This window comes from Haloarcula sp. H-hyl6 (assembly GCF_056934455.1).
Genome location: NZ_JBRIIK010000001.1, coordinates 973,355 through 993,607, shown reverse-complemented (window position 1 = coordinate 993,607; position 20,253 = coordinate 973,355). Strand labels below are relative to the sequence as shown.

At 69.9% G+C, this 20,253-nt stretch carries 19 protein-coding genes; 10 read left to right on the top strand and 9 right to left on the bottom strand.

Annotated elements, in window-relative coordinates:
* The first annotated feature begins 109 nt into the window (after positions 1–109).
* The 4 genes from Hhyl6_RS05200 (at position 110) to Hhyl6_RS05185 (ending at position 4,891) form a co-directional block, all read left to right on the top strand.
* Positions 110–1,123: a transcription initiation factor IIB gene (locus tag Hhyl6_RS05200; RefSeq protein WP_483738161.1), complete on the top strand. Its 1,014-nt coding sequence runs from the start codon at positions 110–112 to the stop codon at positions 1,121–1,123.
* 213 nt (positions 1,124–1,336) lie between these two features.
* Positions 1,337–2,281 (top strand): DUF1616 domain-containing protein, encoded by a 945-nt coding sequence (locus Hhyl6_RS05195; protein WP_483738160.1) that lies wholly within the window; start codon positions 1,337–1,339, stop codon positions 2,279–2,281.
* Between the two features lie 90 nt (positions 2,282–2,371).
* Entirely contained in the window at positions 2,372–4,156 is a 1,785-nt protein-coding gene (locus Hhyl6_RS05190; RefSeq protein WP_483738159.1) for a glycosyltransferase family 2 protein, read from the top strand.
* A gap of 78 nt (positions 4,157–4,234) precedes the next feature.
* Positions 4,235–4,891 (top strand): DUF7982 domain-containing protein, encoded by a 657-nt coding sequence (locus Hhyl6_RS05185; RefSeq protein ID WP_483738158.1) that lies wholly within the window; start codon positions 4,235–4,237, stop codon positions 4,889–4,891.
* Between the two features lie 2 nt (positions 4,892–4,893).
* Here Hhyl6_RS05185 and Hhyl6_RS05180 read toward each other — a convergent pair whose 3' ends face one another.
* The gene (locus Hhyl6_RS05180) at positions 4,894–5,166 is read right to left on the bottom strand and encodes a DUF8044 family membrane protein (protein WP_483738157.1); all 273 of its coding nucleotides are present in this window, start codon (positions 5,164–5,166) and stop codon (positions 4,894–4,896) included.
* Between the two features lie 47 nt (positions 5,167–5,213).
* On the opposite strand from Hhyl6_RS05180, the gene Hhyl6_RS05175 reads away from it, so the two are divergent.
* Genes Hhyl6_RS05175 through Hhyl6_RS05165 form a run of 3 tightly spaced genes read left to right on the top strand, consistent with a single transcriptional unit; the run spans position 5,214 to position 7,188 of the window.
* A complete protein-coding gene (locus Hhyl6_RS05175; protein ID WP_483738156.1) occupies positions 5,214–5,795 on the top strand; it encodes a metal-dependent hydrolase in 582 nt (193 codons plus the stop codon).
* A gap of 44 nt (positions 5,796–5,839) precedes the next feature.
* On the top strand, positions 5,840–6,754 hold the full coding sequence (locus Hhyl6_RS05170) for an NAD-dependent epimerase/dehydratase family protein (RefSeq protein ID WP_483738155.1): 915 nt from the start codon (positions 5,840–5,842) through the stop codon (positions 6,752–6,754).
* Positions 6,755–6,804: 50 nt separating this feature from the next.
* On the top strand, positions 6,805–7,188 hold the full coding sequence (locus Hhyl6_RS05165) for a hypothetical protein (RefSeq protein ID WP_483738154.1): 384 nt from the start codon (positions 6,805–6,807) through the stop codon (positions 7,186–7,188).
* 1 nt (position 7,189) lies between these two features.
* Here the strand turns inward: Hhyl6_RS05165 and Hhyl6_RS05160 are convergent, their stop codons facing one another.
* Complete coding sequence (locus Hhyl6_RS05160; RefSeq protein WP_483738153.1) at positions 7,190–7,612, bottom strand: cupredoxin domain-containing protein; 423 nt, start codon at positions 7,610–7,612, stop codon at positions 7,190–7,192.
* A 93-nt stretch (positions 7,613–7,705) separates the two neighbouring features.
* On the opposite strand from Hhyl6_RS05160, the gene Hhyl6_RS05155 reads away from it, so the two are divergent.
* Positions 7,706–9,691 (top strand): hypothetical protein, encoded by a 1,986-nt coding sequence (locus tag Hhyl6_RS05155; protein WP_483738152.1) that lies wholly within the window; start codon positions 7,706–7,708, stop codon positions 9,689–9,691.
* On the opposite strand, the gene Hhyl6_RS05150 is transcribed toward Hhyl6_RS05155, so the two are convergent.
* Genes Hhyl6_RS05150 through Hhyl6_RS05130 form a run of 5 tightly spaced genes read right to left on the bottom strand, consistent with a single transcriptional unit; the run spans position 9,659 to position 15,301 of the window.
* Complete coding sequence (locus Hhyl6_RS05150; RefSeq protein WP_483738151.1) at positions 9,659–11,131, bottom strand: lipopolysaccharide biosynthesis protein; 1,473 nt, start codon at positions 11,129–11,131, stop codon at positions 9,659–9,661. The genes Hhyl6_RS05155 and Hhyl6_RS05150 overlap by 33 nt on opposite strands.
* 40 nt (positions 11,132–11,171) lie before the next feature.
* Positions 11,172–11,939, bottom strand: a complete 768-nt coding sequence (locus Hhyl6_RS05145; protein ID WP_483738150.1) for a glycosyltransferase — start codon at positions 11,937–11,939, stop codon at positions 11,172–11,174.
* Positions 11,936–13,147, bottom strand: coding sequence for a glycosyltransferase family 4 protein (locus Hhyl6_RS05140; protein ID WP_483738149.1), 1,212 nt, complete (start codon positions 13,145–13,147; stop codon positions 11,936–11,938). Before Hhyl6_RS05140 ends, Hhyl6_RS05145 begins: the two co-directional genes overlap by 4 nt.
* The gene (locus tag Hhyl6_RS05135; RefSeq protein ID WP_483738148.1) at positions 13,144–14,067 is read right to left on the bottom strand and encodes a glycosyltransferase family 2 protein; all 924 of its coding nucleotides are present in this window, start codon (positions 14,065–14,067) and stop codon (positions 13,144–13,146) included. The genes Hhyl6_RS05140 and Hhyl6_RS05135 overlap by 4 nt, the downstream gene beginning before the upstream one ends.
* Positions 14,060–15,301 (bottom strand): glycosyltransferase family 4 protein, encoded by a 1,242-nt coding sequence (locus Hhyl6_RS05130; protein ID WP_483738147.1) that lies wholly within the window; start codon positions 15,299–15,301, stop codon positions 14,060–14,062. The genes Hhyl6_RS05135 and Hhyl6_RS05130 overlap by 8 nt, the downstream gene beginning before the upstream one ends.
* A 196-nt stretch (positions 15,302–15,497) precedes the next feature.
* On the opposite strand from Hhyl6_RS05130, the gene Hhyl6_RS05125 reads away from it, so the two are divergent.
* Both Hhyl6_RS05125 and Hhyl6_RS05120 read left to right on the top strand, forming a co-directional pair.
* The gene (locus tag Hhyl6_RS05125; protein ID WP_483738146.1) at positions 15,498–16,670 is read left to right on the top strand and encodes a hypothetical protein; all 1,173 of its coding nucleotides are present in this window, start codon (positions 15,498–15,500) and stop codon (positions 16,668–16,670) included.
* A gap of 47 nt (positions 16,671–16,717) precedes the next feature.
* Positions 16,718–17,737 carry a glycosyltransferase gene (locus Hhyl6_RS05120; RefSeq protein ID WP_483738145.1) on the top strand — a complete coding sequence of 340 codons (1,020 nt, stop codon included), beginning with the start codon at positions 16,718–16,720 and terminating at the stop codon, positions 17,735–17,737.
* 1 nt (position 17,738) lies between these two features.
* Here Hhyl6_RS05120 and Hhyl6_RS05115 read toward each other — a convergent pair whose 3' ends face one another.
* Positions 17,739–18,857, bottom strand: coding sequence for a glucosamine inositolphosphorylceramide transferase family protein (locus Hhyl6_RS05115; protein ID WP_483738144.1), 1,119 nt, complete (start codon positions 18,855–18,857; stop codon positions 17,739–17,741).
* A gap of 57 nt (positions 18,858–18,914) precedes the next feature.
* A complete protein-coding gene (locus Hhyl6_RS05110; RefSeq protein ID WP_483738143.1) occupies positions 18,915–20,252 on the bottom strand; it encodes a hypothetical protein in 1,338 nt (445 codons plus the stop codon).
* Position 20,253: the final 1 nt, after the last annotated feature.

The following is a 20,253-nucleotide window of genomic DNA, read 5'->3' as shown; positions in this document are numbered from 1 at the left end:
CGAGTAGCACTCGACTTCGGCATATGCCGAACTAGTGCTGATACTGGTAGCCCGTCTCTACGGAGGTACGCACGCGGGTGGTGGCGTCACCGCTCGTCTTTCACCTATCATGACCACACTCAGCACACACGACGCCGAGGAGCGGGCTAGCACCGTCGACGAGGAGACAGCGGCGGAGGCGAGTGAGGGGCAAGTCTGTCCGGACTGTGGCGGCCACCTCACCCACGACGCGTCTCGCGGCGAGACGGTCTGTGCGGACTGTGGCCTCGTCGTCGACGAGAACGCCATCGACCGCGGGCCGGAGTGGCGCGCGTTCGACTCCGCCGAGCGCGACAAGAAGTCCCGCGTGGGCGCGCCGACGACGAAACTGATGCACGACGAGGGCCTCTCGACCAACATCGGCTGGCAGAACAAGGACGCCAACGGCAACTCCCTCTCGTCCAGCCAGCGCGAGAAGATGCAACGGCTCCGGACGTGGAACGAGCGGTTCCGGACCCGCGACCACAGCGAGCGCAACCTCAAGCAGGCGCTGGGCGAAATCGACCGCATGGGGAGCGCCCTCGGCGTCCCCAAGAGCGCCCGCGAGACGGCAAGCGTCGTCTACCGCCGGGCGCTGGACGAGGGCCTCCTGCCGGGCCGCTCCATCGAGGGCATCGCCACGGCGTCGCTGTACGCCGCCGTCCGGCAGGCCAACCTCCCGCAGACCATCGACGACATGGTGGTCGTCAGCCGCGTCGACGAACAGGAGTTCACGCGCGCCTACCGCTACATCAACCGCGAACTCTCGCTGGAAATCGGCCCGCCGGACCCCGCCGACTACCTCTCGAAGTTCGTCTCCCAATTGGACGCCAGCGACGAACTGGCGATGCGGGCCCACGACCTGCTGGAGACGGGCAAGGCCGAGAACGTCCACAGCGGCAAGAGTCCGGTCGGTCTGGCCGCGGCGGCCATCTACGCGGCCGGCCTGCTGGTCAACGAGGAACTCACCCAAGAGCGAGTCAGCGAGGCCACCGACGTCAGCACCGTCACCATCCGTGACCGCTACCGCGAACTCCTCGAAGCCGAGTCCGACCGCGACCCGGTCGATACGAGCGCGTCGAGCGAGTCCGGTGCGAGCGCCTAACGAGGGGTGCGAACGGAGTGAGCGGCCCTCGACGAGCGAACGGCGAGCGGTAGCGAGCTGTGGAACACGGAGTGCAGTCCCCGACCAGCGTGCCGTAGAGCGGTACATGCCTCGAACGCGACCGGCAACTGCCGACGGACGACCGCGAGTCGGTGGTAAGCCGACCGTACCGCGGGCCGCGCCCTTTTAGTCCCGTCACGCGGATACACCGGTATGACTGTCTCTGGGTCGGACGATTCGAGGGGTCCGTCGTTCGACCTGCTGGCGGTGGTCGCGAGCGTCGTCGCGGTGGCCGTCGTCGCGTTCTCTCCGGCGAGGGAGTGGACGGCGCTGGCCGTCGTCGTCGGGATTCCGTTCGTCCTCGTCGTACCCGGCTACGCCGTCGTCTCGGCGGTGTTCCCGCGCGCGGGCGACGCCGCACCGGGGCGGACCACGCGGACCTCCTGGCTCGCTCGACTCGGGTTGAGCGTCGGCGGGAGCGTCGTCGCCGTCGCCCTCGTCGGCGGCGTCCTCGACTTCACCGTCTGGGGGTTCCAGCGAACCCCCGTCGTCGGTGGCCTCTGTCTGCTGACGCTGGGCGCGACTGCTGTCGCGTGGGTCCGCCGGCGTCGACTGCCGGCGGCCGACCGGGCCGGCACCGACGTCTCGCGGGCACGCGCACGTCTCGGCGCTGTCGCCGGTGACGGCGGCGTCGCGGGACTCCTCCTGACAGTCGTCGTCCTCGCGGCGGCGGCCGGCGCGGTCGGCGTCGTCGCGCAGGAGGCCACCGACGCCGAGAGCGTGACGACGATGTACGTCCTCGGCGAGAACGCGTCCGGTGACCTCAGTGCTGCGGCCGTCCCCAGCGAACTGGTCGTCGGGGAGCAGACGACGCTGGCCGTGGGCGTGGGCGCCCGTGGCGCGGACGCCTTCGAGGGGACCGTCGTCGGCAGTCTCGAACGCGTGCGCGTCGCCGACGACACGGTGACCGTCCGAAACGCGACGGAACTGGTCCGGTTCCCCGTCGACGTCGAGGCCGGCGGGGCGACGGTCACCCGTCACACGGTTCAGCCGACGACGGCGGGCGAGGATCTCCGCCTGACCTATCGACTGTACCCGTCCGGTTCGTCTGACCCTGTTCGCGAGGTTCACTTCTGGGTCGACGTGATTCGGGCGTGAGACTCCGTGTGCCCGGCAGCTATATGTGGGCAATGAACGTAGTAGTGGTACGTAAGCTACTGGGGAGTGGCTGGTATCGGAGGACCTGACGTGGAATACGACTCAGCGCACGCACAGTTAGACGACGTTTCAGTGACGAAATCGAGTACCGGGCTCGACGACGGGACGCGCCTCGTCTCGCTCTCGATTCGGTCCCGTGGGGAAGACCCTGTCGCCGTCGACATCGCCGACCCAGTGCCGGAACCGTACGCGCTCGAACCACCGGACCGGTCGAGTGCCACTGGCGAGCGGTTCTCCGGCGGCCGTCTCGTCGTCGAACGGGTCGTGGAACCCGACGCTGACGTCGCTCTCACATACCTCGTCGCCGGCCCCGCGGGGACCCGTCTCCCGGGACCGACCGTCGAGAGTGTGACGCCGATAACCTCCGACGCCGACTTGCTCGTCGACCCGTCGGTCGAGTGGGTAGCGACCGACGGCGAAACGACGCCGCTCGAAATCGGTGGGGCGTCGATTTCAGGTTCCACCGACGGGGTCGTCCCGTTCGTCAACCTCCCCGGGGAGCGGTCCCCGGAGACGGCGACTCCGCTTCAGGGAGTCGCTATCGGAGTCGTCCTCACGCCGACCAACGAGGACGCCGTCTACCGGACCGTCCTCCGGGCGAGTCGACGCGGACACACGGTGCTTGCGACGTACGGGGGCGTGGCCGAGGACGACGAGTCGCTCGATACGCTGGCGTCGCTCGGCGCTATCGTCCTCACGCCCCCCTCGAAACGGGGGACGCAGGCAGAACTCAACCGCCTCCTCTCGCGCACCGCCAGAGAGCGGGGGTTGCCGGGCATCGTCCTCCAGACGCGCGCGTGCCCGCGAATCGACTACGACCGGACCGCCGTGGCGTTCGAGAGCGCGGACTACGAAGTCGTCGCGATTCCCGAACAGTGGAGCCAGTCCCGCGACAGTCCGACCGTCGTCGTGGCGATTCCGGCCTACAACGCGGCCGAGAGCATCGGCCCCGTGGTCGAACGAGCGGCGGCGTTCGCCGACGAAGTGGTCGTCGTCGACGACGGGAGTCGGGACGCGACGGCCGACCGGGCGCGCGAGGCCGGGGCGACCGTGGTCGTCCACGACCGCAACCGCGGGTACGGCGGCGCGCTGAAGACGGCCTTCAGGGAGGCCGACGACCGGAACGCCGCACACCTCGTCGTCATCGACGCCGACGGGCAACACGACCCGGCGGACATCCCGTCGCTCGTCGAGACGCAGGCGCGCGACGACGCCGACATCGTCATCGGCAGTCGGTACGTCGGCGAGTCCAAGACCAAGATACCGTTCGTCCGGTCGCTGGGCCTGACGGTCATCAACGACCTCACCAACGCCAGCCTCGGCAACCTCCGCCCGAGCGGGTGGATTCGAGACACCCAGAGCGGCTACCGGGCGTACAGTCGCGGGGCGGTTCGCTCGCTGGCGGCCGACCCGACCATCGGGAACAACATGGGCGCGAGCACGGACATCCTCTATCACGCCCACCGGAACCGACTCAGCGTCGCCGAGGTGGGGACGACCATCTCCTACGACGTGGAGAACGCCAGCACGCAGGGGTCGCTCTCGCACGGTCTCGACCTCGTCCGGAACATCGTCTGGACCGTCGAGTACGGCCGTCCGCTCCTCATCGTCGGGACGCCCGGTGCCATCACGACCCTGCTGGGCGTGAGCGTCGCCCTCTTCTTCCTCGTGCAGTACGTCGAGACGGGGGCGCTGTTTCCGGTCCAACTCGGTGCCTCGATTCTGTTCGCCATCGGCGGCCTGTTGCTGTGCATCACGGCGCTGATGATGCACGTCCTGAACGGCCACCCGACGCTCAAGCGACTGAGAGAGTGAGGGCAACAGCTAACTCCGCCGCGGGACACCGGGGCGGTATGAGACGACTCGTTCGACGGAGCGCGACGGAGGGACGCCGTGGATAACGCCGCTCGCACCGCGGCGGGCGGCCGACTCCGGGACCGCGTCGGGACGCGCAATCCCGAACCGGCGTTCGCCCTCCTCGGCGTCGCCCTCGTCGGCGCCGGCCTCGCGGTGCCCGACTTCGAGACGCTCCTGTTCGCGTGGGGCGGCACGGCCCTGTTCGCGGCCCTCTTCCTCCGGTTCGTCACGCCCGACGAGACGGTCCCGAGCCGCGTCGCCACCGACCTCGCGGCGGCGATGGGCGCGAACGCGCGGCGACTCGCTGGCGACGGTCGGCCACGGTACGTCCCGGGCGAGGAGTCGGTCACGCTCACCGCAGGCGGGAACGACGCCGCCCTCGCCCCCGTCGGCGAGCGGTTGCTGGCGGCGGTTCCGGACCCCGACGCCGAGGAGACGGCGACAGACCGCCTGCCGGTGCTCGTCGACGCCCTCGTCAACGACCTCGAACTGGTCGACCGGGCGACCGCTCGACAGACCGACCGCGGGGCCGAGGTGACCGTCTCCGGGTCCCGAGTCGGCACCGAAGAACTGTTCGACCACCCCGTCGCCTCCGTCGTCGGCGTCGGCCTCGCACGGACCGTCGGCCGCCCGGTCAGCGTCGATACGGCGGCGACGGACGACGGCCTCGTCGTCACCTGCGACTGGGGGTGAGTTCACAGCGACCCGACGAACTTCTCCAGCGTGCGAAGCGCGACCACCACTGCGAACGCCAGCGCACCGGCCAGCAGCGGCCAGCGAAGCCGTCGCCGCCAGCGGGGTGTGACGTGGACCGGCGCAGTAAGCGCCGTCAGGAGCAGGAGGCCGAGGAAGGCACCGACGAAGACGAACTCCAGCGTCAGCGCGCCGACGGTGGCCAGCAGTGCGGTGGTGAGCAGCGTCCACCCCACCTGTGCGGTGAGGAATCGTCGCTGGCGCGGCGTCGTCATACCGGGCGGTACGACGGCAGAGTGGATAATCACACGGGGTCCGGTAGGTGTCACCTAGCGGGGGGTTCAAGCCCGACGGGCGCGTCCTGCCGGTAGCGATGTACCCGTGGACCCACGCCGCCTTCGGCTACGTCTTGCTCGTCCTCCTCGTCGTCGCCCTCCGTCGGCGCGTCTCGCGGGCGGAACTGGCCGCCGTGGTGGTAGCGACGCAACTGCCGGACGTGGTGGACAAACCGCTCGCGTGGTGGGTCGGTGCCATCCCCTCCGGCCGGTCGCTGGCGCACTCGCTGGTGGTCGCCGTCCCGCTATCGGCGCTCGTCCTCGCGGTGGCGTGGCGTCGCGCGCACCCCGAGGTGGGTGCCGCGTTCGCGCTGGGGTACGCGAGCCACCTCCTCGGCGACACCTACGTCGCGCTGTACCACTGGCGCGTCGAGGAGTTCACCTTCCTCCTCTGGCCGTTCCTGCCGGCGTACCCCTACGACGAGTCGATTAGTCTCGCAGAGTTGGTCGCGGCGGTGCAGGCCTCACCGAGCGCACGCCTCCAACTGGGCGTCACCGCCGTCGGCGGCCTCGTCGTCCTCGCGCACTTCGTTCGCGCGCCGTGGTGGCGTCCTCAGCGGACCGAGTAAGCCCCACCGCCGAGTATTTGGTAGTTCCTCGCACACGGTAGGGTATGACTGCGACAGTCGACGGCCGGACGGTTCTGGTGACGGGCGGTGCGGGGTTCATCGGGAGCCACCTCGTGGACGCGCTGGTCCCGGCCAACGAGGTTCGGGTGCTGGATAGCTTCGTGAGCGGTGACCGGTCCCGAGTTCCCGAGGACGCCACCGTCGTCGAGGGCGACGTTCGCGACGAGGCGGCGGTGGCCCGGGCGATGGACGGCGTCGACGTCGTGTTCCACGAGGCGGCCGTCGTCAGCGTCGCCCAGTCCGTCGCGGACCCGACGACGAGTCACGCGGTCAACGTCGACGGCACCCTCGCCCTGTTGGAGGCGGCCCGTCGACAGGACGCTCGGGTCGTCTTCGCCTCCAGCGCGGCCATCTACGGCGCGCCCGAGTCCGTCCCAGTCAGCGAGTCGGCGCCGAAACAGCCGGCCTCGCCGTACGGGCTGGAGAAGCTCTCGGGCGACCACTACTGTCGGCTGTACGCCGACCTCTACGACCTCCCGACGGTCGCGCTGCGGTACTTCAACGTCTACGGTCCCCGGCAGTCCGGCGGCGACTACGCCGGCGCAATCACCGCGTTCACCGAGCAGGCCCGCGCCGGTGGTCCGCTGACGGTGCAGGGCGACGGGCGGCAGACGCGGGACTTCGTCGCCGTCGCGGACGTGGTGCAGGCGAACCTGCTGGCGGCCACCACCGACGCCACGGGCGAGGCGTTCAACGTGGGCACCGGCACGGCGACGACGATACGGAGCGTCGCCGAGACGATTCGGGACCGGGTGGCCCCCGACGCCGAGATAACGACGGTGGAACCGCGACGCGGCGACATCCGCGACAGCGTCGCCGCCGTCGAGAAGGCCCGGCAGCGACTGGGCTACGAACCGACGGTGACGCTGGAGGACGGCCTCGCCAGTTTCCTCGGCTGAGGCCGGCCCGACGGAAACAGCTATGTCTCGGCCCTCGCTACCGTGCGCCGATGCTCTCCGATGCCGTCACCGACGTCGTCATCGGTATCGCCCTCGGGGGATTCCTCCTGTTCGCCGGGTCGGCGTCGTGGTACTTCCCCAGCGTCTTTTTGCACCTGTTCGACGACGCTGACGTCTCGCCGTGGGCCCAACTCCTCTTTACGCCGGCGGCGTACGTCGGCGCGTACGTCCTCGCCCTCACGGTCAGGTTGGGGCTGTACGCCGTCCACGGGGTCGTCGCGTTCGCTGTCGGCGGGGCCGTCCTCCTCCGCTATCGGCGGTCGGCGGCGGACCCCGACTCGCTGTGGCCGCCCCGTTGGACAGGGCAGGCCCTCGTCGCTCTCGGCGCGGGGTTCGTGGTCTTCTCGCTCGTCCGCCGACTCGGCGCGGCGTGACTCACTCCACGACGACGGTGCCGCGCATCCCGGACTCGTGGGGGATACAGAAGTACGGGAACTCCCCGGCCGTCCGGAAGGTGTGGCGGTACGTCTCACCCTGTCCCACACTCCCGTCGGGGTAGGACTGGCGGGCGGCCGACTCGCTCTCGAAGTCGCCCGAGGCGAAGTACGCCGCCCCCTCGGGCAGGTCGGCCTCGTAGGCGGTGGCGCTGTGGGCCACCGACCCCGTCGTCTCCCAGACCACGGTGTCGCCGACGGCCACCGTCACCGTCTTCGGGTCGAACTGCAGGTCGTCGGTCATCGCCACGCGCGTCTCGCGTGGTTCGTCGCCGCTGTCCCCACCGCTCGACTCGCCACACCCGGCCAGCGCGGCGGCCACTCCCACCCCACCCATCCGAAGTACTGTCCGTCGGTCGTACATGGCTTAGAGACGCCCGCCGGTAGGATAAGCCTAGCCGCCGACTGCAACACTTTTGCCGACGCCAGCGAAAGGAGAGCCAACGCAGCACTCCCGATGGTCTCCGTCCCACCGCTCCGCCGCACCGAGTACGTCCCCCTCGTCGTCTGTCTACTGGCGGCCGCCGGACTGTCGACCCTCTACGCCCTCGAACTGCTGGCACGACCGACGCTGCTTCGCGCCGGGTTCGCCCTCGCGGGGGCCGCTGTCGCCCTCGTCCTCTTCTTCGCATCGCGGGGCGAGACCTCCGACCACTCCCGCCGTCTCCCGCCGGGCGTGACGACGAAAGCCGTCGTCGCCCTCGCGGCCGGTGGCGTCGTCGCCACCTCGTTTCTCGGGTCGCGCCTGCTCCCCTTCGCCGTCGTCCTCCCTCTCGGCGTCCTGCTCGTCGCCGTACAGATACGCGCCGACCCGTCCGTGCCCGCCGTGTTGACCCAACTGTCGGCGCTGTTCCTCGCCGGTCGCCTCGGGAAGTACCTCACCACCGGGTTCTACTTCGGCGGCACCGACACGTTCGCCCACGTCGCCGCCGTCGACACCCTGATAGCGTCCCGCTACACGACGGTCATCCCCCACGGCTACGACCTCTACCCCGTCTTTCACTTCCTCATCGGCACGGTCACGCACGTCACCGGTCTCCCGGCGTACGACGCCCTCGTCCTCACCGGGACGCTGCTGTTCACGCTCGTCGTTCCGCTCGCGTACCTCCTCGGCGCGTCCGTGTTCGGGTCGACCCGACTGGGGCTGACCGCCGCGCTGGCCGTCGTCCTCTCGGAGTTCTTCGCGTACCACGCGCTGTACTTCTACCCGCAGGCGCTGGCCTCCGTCCTCCTGCTGGTCGCGCTGTACTGCAACAGCCGACTGTTCCACGCCGAGGACGAACGGGCCTACCGGCGTCTCTCGGTGTTCGTCCTCGCCCTCGTCGGGACGATGGTGGTCACGCACCACCTCACGTACGTCCTCTTCGCCGGCGTCGCGGCCGCCGCCGTCCCGGTGGCGCTCGCGCGGCCGTACCTGTTCGCCGACGCCACCTCCGACCGATGGGCGGGACTGCGCTACCGCTGGCTGTTTCCCGGCCTCGCCGGCGGGGCCCTGCTGGTCGCCTACTGGTCGTACTCGCCGAGTCTCATCATCGTCGGCATCGTCGAACTGTCGCTCGGCGTGCTGTTCGACGTGGCCACGGTGCCGCCGGCCCAACTGTACGCGTACGGCGTCACGCTTCCCGGAGACAGCGTCGACCGAGCGGTGCAGTGGTTGCTGACGCCGACCGGCGTCTACGCCGCCGGCCTCGGGTCGCTGTTGCTGTTGGCGGGCTACGAACTCCTCGACAATCTCGGGCGGTACCGCCGCGGTTTCACGCTCGCGGCCACCGGCCTCGGCCTCTCGGCGATACTGCTCCCCCTCCCGATTCCGGTTCCCCAGCTAGAGCGGCTGAAGTTCGTCGTGACGCTGGTCGCGCTGTTCCCCCTCGCCGTCGGCCTCCGGCGGGCGCTCTCGGCGGAGGGGCGGTACGTCGCCGCCGCGTTGCTGGTCGTCGCCGCGATGGGCGGCGCGACGGCCTTTACGGTCCTCGCGGCCGACGACGTGGAGGGCGTCTACACCGACGAGCGCCGCGAACAGGTGACGATGACCGAGGCAGAGTTCCGGGCCGTCGGGACCACCGCGGCGTTCCTCGACGCCCACGCGGACGGCGGCGTCGCCACCGACCGGGTGACCAATCGTGCCTTCGAGACGGCCGGATACAACGCCACCAGAGTCCTGCGAGCACGGCCCACCGGGTTGCGGACCGGAGCCGAGTTCGTCGTCGTCCGCGAGCGCTGGACCGACCACCTCGTGCCGCTGGGGTTGAGCCTCCGGAGCAGCGAGCAGAACGTCTTCACGCTCTCCGAGGAGCGCTTCGCCGCGGCGGACGCCCGGGTCGACAAGGTCTACACGACCGGAAGCGTCCGGGTGTACCACAGCGCCGACGGCTTCCGCGGCCTCTACGGCGAGAACGGGACGGACGAGCGGTCACTCCCCGAACTGCCGGACGGTGACCAGTAGCTTCGCCCGAATCGAGGGCGACGCGAGGACGACGGCGGCGTAGACGGCCCCGCCGAGCAGTATCTGTGCGACGAGACCCACCAGCGTCGCGGGAACGACTGTCCCGACGAGGACCACCGCGCCGCCCATCACCGCGGCGGCGACGCCACACCACGCGACCACGCCGGTCGGGAACGAGAGGGGGACGATGCGGCGCAGGAATCCGCCGAGGACGAGCGTGTTGACCGCCATCGACGTCCCCGTCGCGGCCGCGGCACCGACGAGGCCGATGCGTGGCACGAGCAGGACGTTCAGGACGACGTTCAGCGTCAGCGACGCCGCCGTCGCGTAGGCGCCGACGTCGGGCCGGTCGACGGCCCGGACCGTCGCGTCGAAGACGTTGTTGACCGCGGCGACCAACTTCTCGCCCATCAGCACGACGAACGCCGCCGTCGCGAGGAGGAACTCCGGCCCGAAGACGAGGCCCAGTATCTCCTCGGAGAGCAAGGCGACGCCGACGAAGGCGGGGACGACGAGGACGAGCGACGCGGCCAGTCCGTCACGGACCGTCGGCGCGATGCGGTCGCGCTCCCCGCTCGCGTCCCACGCACTCATCTGGGCGAATATCGTGTTGGAGACGACGACGCCGACGATGCCGGTCATCACCGTCACGCGCCACGCGAGTTCGTAACTGGCGACGTGCGCCCCCGAGAGGAACAGGCCGATGACGAGGACGTCCATGCTGTTGTAGACGTGCCCCCCGAGGCCCCAGATGCCGTTGAACTTCGCGTAGTCGACGAGCGTCCGGACGTGCTTGCCCGAGGGGCGCGCCAACCCGGTCCGGACCTTGCGCAGGCCGGCGGCCAGCATCACGACGTAGCCCGCGAGCAGTCCGTAGATGAGCGCCTCAGCGCCCACTCCGAACTGGACGAGGGCGACGGCGACGGCGACGTAGGTGACCAGTCGCAGGAACTGGAGGACGGCCGTCTCGTCGGCCCGGAGTTCCCCCCGGAGGACGTGGACGGTGAGCATACAGAGTTGGTACAGCACGGCGGCGACCAGCAAGGGGACGACGACCGGTGCGCCGACGTAGCCGTCGACCACGCCCCGGAACGGGAGGACGAGGGCGGCGATGCCCAGCAGGAGGGCGGCCTTCAGGAGGAGGGCGGCCCCGAGGACCGCCTCTGGGTCGTCGCCCTCGCTGATGCGCTTCTCGACGGCACCGTTGATGCCGAAGTCCGCTATCGTCCCGAGCGTGCTCAACACGGCCTCGAACAGGAAGAACACGCCGAGCGCCGACGCGCCGAGCGCACCCGCGAAGTACACCGTCGACCCGAACCCGACGACGACGCCGACGACTTCGAGCGCCAACAGCAGACCGCCCGCTCTGGCGAAGTTCAACCGCCGGGGCATCGTCGGCCGGCCGACCGCCTCGACGGTCTGGTCGCGGTCCCCGGTCATGGTCGGACGGGTCGACGGTGGACGGTTCGGTCGGTCGCTATCACGGTATCACCCGGGCGACCAGCGTCCGAAACAGGGCGAGCGCCGTCGAGGGGTGCGGCGAGATGCGGAGCGCCCGCATGTAGTAGGCGACGGCGCGGTCGAACTCCCCCGCTCGGTGGTACGCCCGTCCGACGGTCGTGAACAACTGGACGTAGTAGACGTCGGTGTACGGGTGGGCCGCCGGCACTCGCTGGTCGACGAGGTAGCCGAACCGCTTTGCCTGTTCGAGGTACTCCTCGACGGGCATCCCCGAGGCCATCATGCTCCGGTCGTGGCGGCGGCGGGTGAACAGGTCCGGGCAGAGGCAGACGCCCGCCTCGGTGGCCGCTTCGAGGACGTAGAGCGTGTCCTCGCCCCGGCGCAGCGACGACTCGAACCGGACGCCGACCCGGTCGGTGTCGACGAGGATGGCCGACGTCACCTCCTCTAGGTCGCCGACGAACGCCTCGTAGACGAACTCGTCCAGCGACATCGGGTCGCCCGCCAGACAGAGGCCAGCGCCCGTCTCGGCCATCCGGTCCAGTTGGCGTTCGAGTTTGTCCGGTTCCCAGAGGTCGTCGGCGTCGAGGAAGGCGACGTAGCGGTGGTCCGCCCGGTCCAGGCCGGCGTTGCGGGCGTCGGCCGGGCCCGTATCCACGTCGTCGACGACGACGAGGTCGGTCGGCACCGTCTGTGCGGCCACCGTCGACTTCGCCTCCTCCAACATCTCCTCGGGCGTGTATCTCGGACTGTACGGGACGACGACGGAGACGGTCGGGTCGGTCACCACTCGTCCATCACCGCCCGGTGAATCTCGTTGAGACGCTCGGCGTGGCGGGTCCACGTCCACTGCTGGTCGAGGAGTCGCTGGTGGCCGGCGTCGCCCATCGCTCGCAGTCGCTCTGGGTCGTCGAGCAGATAGTCCAGCGTCGCGGCCAGCGTCTCGGGGTCGTGTGGGGGGACCAGCACGCCCGTCTCGCCGTCGACGACCATCTCCGGGATGCCGCCCACCGACGAGGCGACGACGGGGGTCTTCGCGGCCATCGCCTCGTAGATGACCGTCGGGCGACCCTCGGACCAACTCGGGTGGACCAACACGTCGGCGGCTATCTGCCAGCGACGGAGCGCCACGGGGTCGAGTTGCCAGAACGACCGGGTCGCGTGTCGCAGTTCGCCGAGTCGGTCCAGTAGCCACCAGCGCAGGTCCCCCTCGTGGCCGACGGTCACGAGCATGACGTCTTCCCGGTCGAGGGCGTCGGCCGCCGCGACGAGTTCCTTCAGCCCCTTCGCCTCGGTGTAGGCGCCCACCGACAGCAGTACCCGCGTCTCGGGGCCGATGCCGAGTTCGTCGCGGATGGCCTCGCGCCGGTCGGTGCGGAACTTCGACGGGTCCTCGCCGATGGGGACGGTCCTGACCTTCGACGCCGGGACGAACTGGCGGGCGAGGTCCGCCAGTTCGTCGCTGACCACCACGATGCGGGCGGCGTACGCCAGCGTCTCGCGGATGCGGGCCTGCGCCTTCCCGTTGAACGACTCGTAGTTGTGCAGGTCGACGGCGTGGCTGTTGACCACCAGCGGCAGGTCGTGCCGGCGGCAGTACCGGAGCGTGCCGTACCCGTCGAGGTAGATGTCGGAGGTGTGGACCACGTCGTGGGGCGTCTCGAACGTCTCCTCGACGTACTTCGTCACGCGCTTCTGGAGTGAGTCCCCGGAGACGTGGTAGCCGTAGCGCTTGGGGACGACGTAGAGGAACCGAGGGTAGTGGGCGACGTAGGTGCCCCAGCGCTCCGTCTTCGGGACCCGCGAGTACTCCGAGTACGGGCCGACGGGCGGGGCAAAGGGCGTCGGGACCACCACGTCGAGGTCGGCGGCGGTGCGGTTCAGCGCGTCGAACGACCGGTGGTTGAACGGCGACCGGACGGGCAGCGCGTGGCTCTGGTGGTGGATGGCCGACGCCAGAACCCGGTAGGTGTCGCCGTCGTCGGACGCGGTCATCGCGTCTCACCCGCCGTCCGCGCCCGGAGGCCCAGCACCGACCAGAACGCCGTTCTGGCGAGGTCCTTCGGCCGGGTGACGGTCCGCCAGTCGAGGTACGCGGCGGCCTCGCCGAACCGCCCCTCGGCGAGGAAGTGCCCGACGAGTCCCATCCGGTGGACGCGCCGGACCGGGATGCCCTCGGCCTCCAGTTCCGCCACGAGGTCGGCGTTCCGGTCGAGGTAGCGCCGGTCGTTCTCGACGTACGCCGCCGCCGGCGCGTCTCCGGTGAAGTGGGTCAGCGCCAGCGGTTCGTCCACGTACGCGACGTTCCCGACGGCGAGGACTCGCAGGACGAGGTCCCAATCCTCGTAGATAGAGAGGCCCTCGTCGAACCCGCCCGTCTCCTCGAAGACGCGCCGCTCGACCACGAGCGTCGACCCCGGGCCCATGAACACCTGCATGGCGAGGAGCGACGCCGCCAGTTCCCGGCCGCCCTCGCGGGGCGCACTCGACCGGAACAAGCGGTCGGAGACGACGGCCGCGAGGCGACCCAGCGTCGAGAGGCCGGCCGTCCGCAGGTCGCAGTAGGCGCCGACCCACCCCTCCCCGCGGGCCTCGATGACGGCGAGTTGGCGCTCCAGTTTCCGCGGCAGCCACTCGTCGTCCGAATCGAGGAAGGCGACGTACTCGCCGCGGGCCGCCTCGACGCCGGTGTTTCGGGCGGCGCTGACGCCGCGGTTCGTCTCGTGGGCGATGTAGCGAACCCGAGGGTCGTCGTACCCCTCGACGACCGCTCGGGTGTCGTCGGTGGACCCGTCGTCGACGACGAGGACTTCCACGTCCTCGACGGTCTGTGCGAGGGCGCTGTCTATCGCTCGGCCGACCACGTCGCCGCGCTGGTAGGCCGGTATCACGACGCTCACGCGGGGGCTACGCACGCATGACCTCCCGGTGAATCTCGTTCAGACGTTCTGCGTGGCGGGTCCACGTCCACTGCTGGTCGAGGAGTCGCTGGAGGCCCGCCCGTCCCATTTCGCGAAGTCGCTCGGGGTCGTCGAGCAGGTAGTCGAGCGTCGACGCCAGCGTCTCGGGGTCGTGTGGCGGGACCAGCACGCCCGTCTCGCCGTCGACGACCATCTCCGGGATGCCGCCGACGTTCGAGGCCAGCACCGGCGTCTCGGCGGCCATCGCCTCGTAGATGACGGTGGGGCGGGCCTCGAAGTGGCTGGGGTGGACCAGCAGGTCCGCGGCGACCTGCAGACGGCGGACGGCGATTGGGTCCAGTTGCCAGTAGGCGTGGGCGGGGTGGCGCAGTTCGCCCAGTCGGTCGAGGAACCACCAGTGGAGCGCCCCGCCGTGGCCGACGGCGGCGACGGCGACGTCGTCGCGGTCCAGCGACTCGAGCGCGGCAACGAGGTCGCGGACCCCCTTCTCCTTCTCGAACCGGCCGACGAACAGGAGCAGTTTCGTCTCCGGCGCGATGCCCAGTTCCCGGCGGACGGCCTCCCGGCGGTCGGTCGGGTAGTTCTCGGGGTCCTCGCCGATGGGGAGCGTCGTGACCTTGCTCGCGGGTGCGAACCGCCGGGCGACGGCGCTGAGTTCGTCGCTGACCGTGAGGACGGCCGAGCAGTAGTCGATGGTCTCGCGGATGTGGCTCTGGACGGTGTCGTTGAACCGGTCGAAGTTCTTCAGGTCGCCGGCGTGCGAGAGCGCCACGAGGGGGACGTCGTGGCGCTTGCAGTACTCCAGCGCGGCGTAGCCGTCGAGGTAGAACCCGCAGGCCTGCACCACGTCGTGGGGCGTCTCGAAGGTTTGCTCGACGTACCTCGTGACGCGCTTCTGGGCGGAGTTCCCCGAGACGTGGTAGAAGTACCGCTTCGGGAGCATGTAGAGGAACCGGGGGTAGTGGACGCGGTATGAGCCCCACTGTTCGGTCCTGGGGACGTGGCGGTACTCTGAGTACGGGCCGACGGGCGGGGCGAACGGCGTCGGCGAGACGACGTCTAAGTCGACGCCGGTGGCGTTCAGCGCGTCGAACGACCGGTGGTTGAACGGCGTCCGGACCTGAAAGACGTGGTTCGGGTGTTCGGTCGCACAGCCGAGGACGCGGTAGGATGCGTCGGGGTCGGACCCGGTGGTCGGGCCGCGTCGAGATGTCGGTGCGTCAGACATGAGGGAGGTGTGGTGTCGCCCGCGGTCGGCCACCGGCCGCGGGCGGTATGTACATCCTACCTATCGCCGAGAGAGGTGTTATGCTTTCCGGGGCCGTCACGCCGTCTCACCGTCGTGGCCGGGAGCGAACGCTTTTGCGGTCCGCACTCGAACCTCCGTTTCGTGTGCAACCCCCCACGCTCCGCGGGTGGCGTCAGTGACACCACCACTCGACCGACGCTCGTACCTCGCGCTCCTGTTCGCCGCGTCGACCGCCGGGTGTTCCCTGTTCGGGGGTGATAGCGTGCCCGACGGGACGCCGACGTCCGGCGGCCCGGCCGAGGACTTGCTGGCCGGCCACGTCGTCGCCATCGGAGCGGACCTCGACCGGACGACGGTCCCGACCGACGAGACGGACTCGCCGGTACAGGACGCTCTCGACAGCATCGCCGAGACGGGCGGTCGGGTGTACCTTCCGCCGGGGCGAGTCCGCGAACGGGGTCCGGTCCGTCCCCACCCGAACACCGGCATCTACGGGTTCGGGATGAACGTCTCCGTCCTCCACGTGGTCCGGGAGGGGACCGACGGCATCCGGTTCGACCGCGACACGAAGACCCAGCGGGTCCAGTTGGACGGCTTCGAACTCCGCGGGCCGGGCGTGGGCGTCCGGACGGGCGTCGCCCTCCACTTCGTCGGCAACCCGGACGACCCGGCGACGGACCCCGCCGACCTCTACGTCGGCCGCCTCTACTGCAGGGAGTGGGCGAATTCGGTGTACCGCGTCGACTCGGGCGTCGGCCCGTTCCAGTGCCGTCACGACTTCCTCCGGGCGGACGACTGCGACGCGGGCGAGGAGAACGGCCTGCTGGAGTGGCGTGCGTCCTACGGTCCGGCGAACTGGTTCGGCACCGTCGTCGCCTACCCGACGGACGCACGGAGCGGCCGGAACACTGACCTCCTGTATCAGCGGGGCGGGGAACTCTCGTTCGGTGACGTCTCCGTCGGCGGGACGACGGGGATGCTCGTCGACACCCGCATCGGCCGCCTTCGGGTGGGTCGTCTCCACTACGAACCCGAACGTCAGCCGACGGTCCCGCGAACCCTCGTCCGCGTCGGGAGCGGCGGGTCGACCCGGTTCGAGGACGTCGTGGTGGACAGCGGGGCGGTCGGTTACGTGTACGAACTCCGGGCGGGCGCCGGGAGTGCGACGCTGTTCGGCCCGCCGGGTGGTCGGGGCCGAGTCAGGAACAACGTCGTGAACGTCGCGGGGTCGCTGGACCCGGACCGGCGCTCGTGGTACTTCGGGAGCGTCGACGATGTGGACGTGACCGGCCAGTCGCGGACCGGTAACCTCCGCGTACTCGGAACGGCCGGACAGGGCGTCGGCTGACCTCGCTCACCGACAGGATTATTCTGTGACGTAGCGACTGCTTACCTGTGTCATCACAGCGAGGCGACGAGGTGCCGCCGGTGTCCGTCGTCGTCGTGACGTTCAACTCCGCGGGGACGGTGGGCGAGACGCTGGCGTCGCTCGACGCGCAGACCTATCCGGACGACCGCTACGAGGTGGTCGTCGTCGACGGGGGGTCCACGGACGAGACGGCGAGCATTGCCGCCGACTACGGCGTCGAGTTCCGCGTCGCCGAGGGCGCGACCATCGGCGAGTGCCGGAACCTCGGCGTCGAGGCCGCGAGCGGCGACTACGTCGCGTTCACGGACTCTGACTGCGCGGTGCCGGCGACGTGGCTCTCCTCGCACGTCGAGCGAATCGAGGCCTACGCCGACAGCGAGGCGGTGGTCGGCGTCGGCGGCCCGAACCGCCCGTTCCCGGACGACCCGCCGTTCGCCAAACTGGTCGGCAGTCTGCAAGGGACCGTCTTCGGGTCTGGGGGGTCCCCGCAGTCTCACGCCATCGACGAGGAGCGACTGGTGAAGTCGGTGGCGGCCTGTAACGTCCTCTACGACGCCGCCGTGTTCGAGGAGTACCGCTACGACGACGCAATCAACGTCGGCGAGGACGCGGAGTTCCACTACCGCCTGAGCGAGGCCGGGTACCGGTTCGTCTTCGACCCGGCCATCGCCGTCTCGCACCACCTCTCGGCGGACTTCGGCGCGTTCTGCAAGAAGAACCGCTCGTACGGCTACGCGATGGCCCGCATCCAGCGCCGACACGGGCGGGTGATTCGGTGGTACTCCGCGTTGCCCTCGCTGGCGCTCGGCGGCGGCAGTCTGGCCGCGCTTGCCGACCTCCGCGCCGGCAGGGCGCGGTACGTCCCGCTCTTCCTCTTCGCGTTCCTCCTCGTCAGCGGCTACGCGACGATGCAAGTGTACCGAGACCGTGGCAGTCTCTTGGCCCTCCTGGTCCCGGCCATGCTGGCCGCCCAGTACTGCCTCTACGGCGTCGGCTTTCTGGAGGGCCTGACCGCGCCGGACCCGGTCCCGCAGGACCTCCCCTGACTCAGGCCCGGTAGATGCCGATGGCCCAGTGGTGTTCGCCCAGCACCTGATAGCCGAGGCCGAGGTTGCCGTCCACCGCGCAGTGCCACCCCTCGCCGTCGAACCACGGGTCGACCTGATGCATCGCCCCCGAGTTCCACCCGAGGCCGCCGGGCGGTTCGACGACGGGCGAGTCCGCGCGCTCCGCGTCCTCGTACGTCGACGGCGTGAGGTCGGTCACCTCGTAGGCCCGCACCATCTCGCCGTAGCGGTCCTCGCAGTCCTGATAGAACGCGAGGATTCGGTCCTCGAAGACGAGCGGTCGGCCGCCGGGCCGGGCGGCACGGGGGCGCCCCTCGACGACGGGATTCTCGCCGTGGGGCGTCCAGTCTGGGGCTTCGAGGTCGTCGCTGTAGTAGGCGTGGAGGTCGACGCCGTCTCCCAAAAACCCCCACCAGCGCCCCTCCCAGCGGAAGGGGCTGAAATCGTGGAGCGGCGTCTCGGGGTGCACGAGGTCCGCGACGGGGACCCACTCGTGGGGGAACGACTCTGCGCGGTAGAGCGTGACGCCGGCGGGTCCCCGCTCTTTGGCCCACCGGTCGGGAACCATGTAGTGCTCGCCGTCCCAGCGGAAGACGTAGGGGTACGAGAGGTGTTCGTCGGTTTCGAGGACGACGCGGTCGTAGGTCCAGTCGTAGCCGTCCGCGCTCTCGGCGTGGGCGATGGCCGCCGACGGCTCTCGGTTGTGCGTGTACACCTCGAAGAACATGTGCCAGTCGTCGTCCTCGGTGACGAACAGGAACGGGTCGGCGACGCAGTCGGTCCGACCGAAGTCGGTGATGTCGGCGGCCGTGAGGACGGGGTTGACGTCGCCGGCCGGCCCGAACAGCGAGGGGGCGCGGTCGGCCTCAGCGTACGGATAGGACGGAACTGCCGGGCCGGTGTGGAGTCCAGACACGTCGACTGGGTCCGGCCGCCGTCGGCCGGTCGGCGGTCGCATGTGGAGGCGTTCGCCGGCGTGCCACGCGGCCCGTTCGAGGAGGGTCGAGCGAGCGAGCACGCTTCGGAGGCCGCTCACGGCGGGGGTGACCCGGGTGCGAGCGTGCACGAGCAACCGGGAACTGGCGGAGTCGTCGGCCATAATCGGTGCCTACCACTCCGCCGCGGGACCACTTAACTACACACGACGGCGAGAACGTCAGAGCCCCGTCCCGGCCGTCCCGAGTGCCCGGAGGCCGCCGGTGTTGCCCTCACTGTGCGTGACGCTCACGTCGTCGGGCGCGCCCTGGTACAGCGAGGGATGGGTCGGGTCGCCCGGTGCCGAGAGGTTGACGACGTTCGAGGTGACGTCGGCCTCGGCACCCAGTTCGATGTACGGCCCGAGTATCTTCCGGGCCGGTCCGCGGCCGTTGTAGTCGTCGGAGCCCAGTTCGTACACGTAGTCGGCCGTGCCGGTGACGTGTTTGACCGTGCCGACGACGGCCGTCCCGTGGCCCAGTAATCGGACGATTGCGGGCGGATTTGTCGGGTTCGTGGTCGGTTCCCAGTGGACGTTGCCGAACTCGACGACGCTGTCCCACGTCTGGTGGACGGCGACGCCCGCGGACCCGCCCATCGTGAGGTAGTCGACGGTCTGTGTGCCGCCGCGGGAGAAGAATACAGTCGTGTTCTGCCCGCTGACGGTGGCGCTGGGGTAGGCGGCGACGGTCCCGAACCAGTTCGCCGGACCGTACCACGACCGGAATTCGAAGAGGCCGTCCTGTTCGCCGGCGTCGCACTCGTAGATTGTCAGTTGGTCGTGGCGACACTGGAACGGGCCGACGCCCTCGTCGACGCGGTAGACGGCGTTGTTCCAGCCCCAGAACAGCAGGCGTCCCACTTTGAGGTCCTGCGTGTCCCGGTTCGCGTGGTGGATAGCGACGCCGGTCGGTCCCGTGCCGGCGGGACCGTTCAGTGCGAACCCGTCGAGGACGACCCGGTCGGAACCAGCGTCCCGGTCGAACAGGACGCCGTCGGCGGTCCGGTCGGTGATGGCGACTTTCGATATCTCGACGCCGAGGCCGAGTATCTGGGTCTCCTCGTAGGGCCGGATGGGACCCGTCTCCTCGACGACGCCGGCCGGGAGGCGCACTTCGCCGCCGCCGTTGGCCGCGACGAGGTCCAGTGCGTCCTGAACCGGCGTGTCGGTCCCGGCGGGGTCGATAGCCTCTGGTTCAGAGAGGGTCCGCCCGAGGGCGACGACGTACCCGCCGAGCAGTAACGACTCGATGCCGGTCCCCGATACCGTCGTGCTACCGGTCGTGTCGCCGGACCCGATGGTCCCGAGTTGCGTCCACGACTCGCCGTCGCCGATGTAGACGTTCCCGGTGTCCGTCGCGAGGAACTTCGCGCCGGACTTGGGGACGTAGTTCGACCGGTTGGCGTCGGCGTCCCGAACCTCTACGTCGGTGTCGATGCGTTCGAAGTTGCGGTTCAGCGGTTGGTCCCAGTCCAGCGTGCCGGCGGCCGGCGTCTCGTATTGATGGTTGTCTGTCATG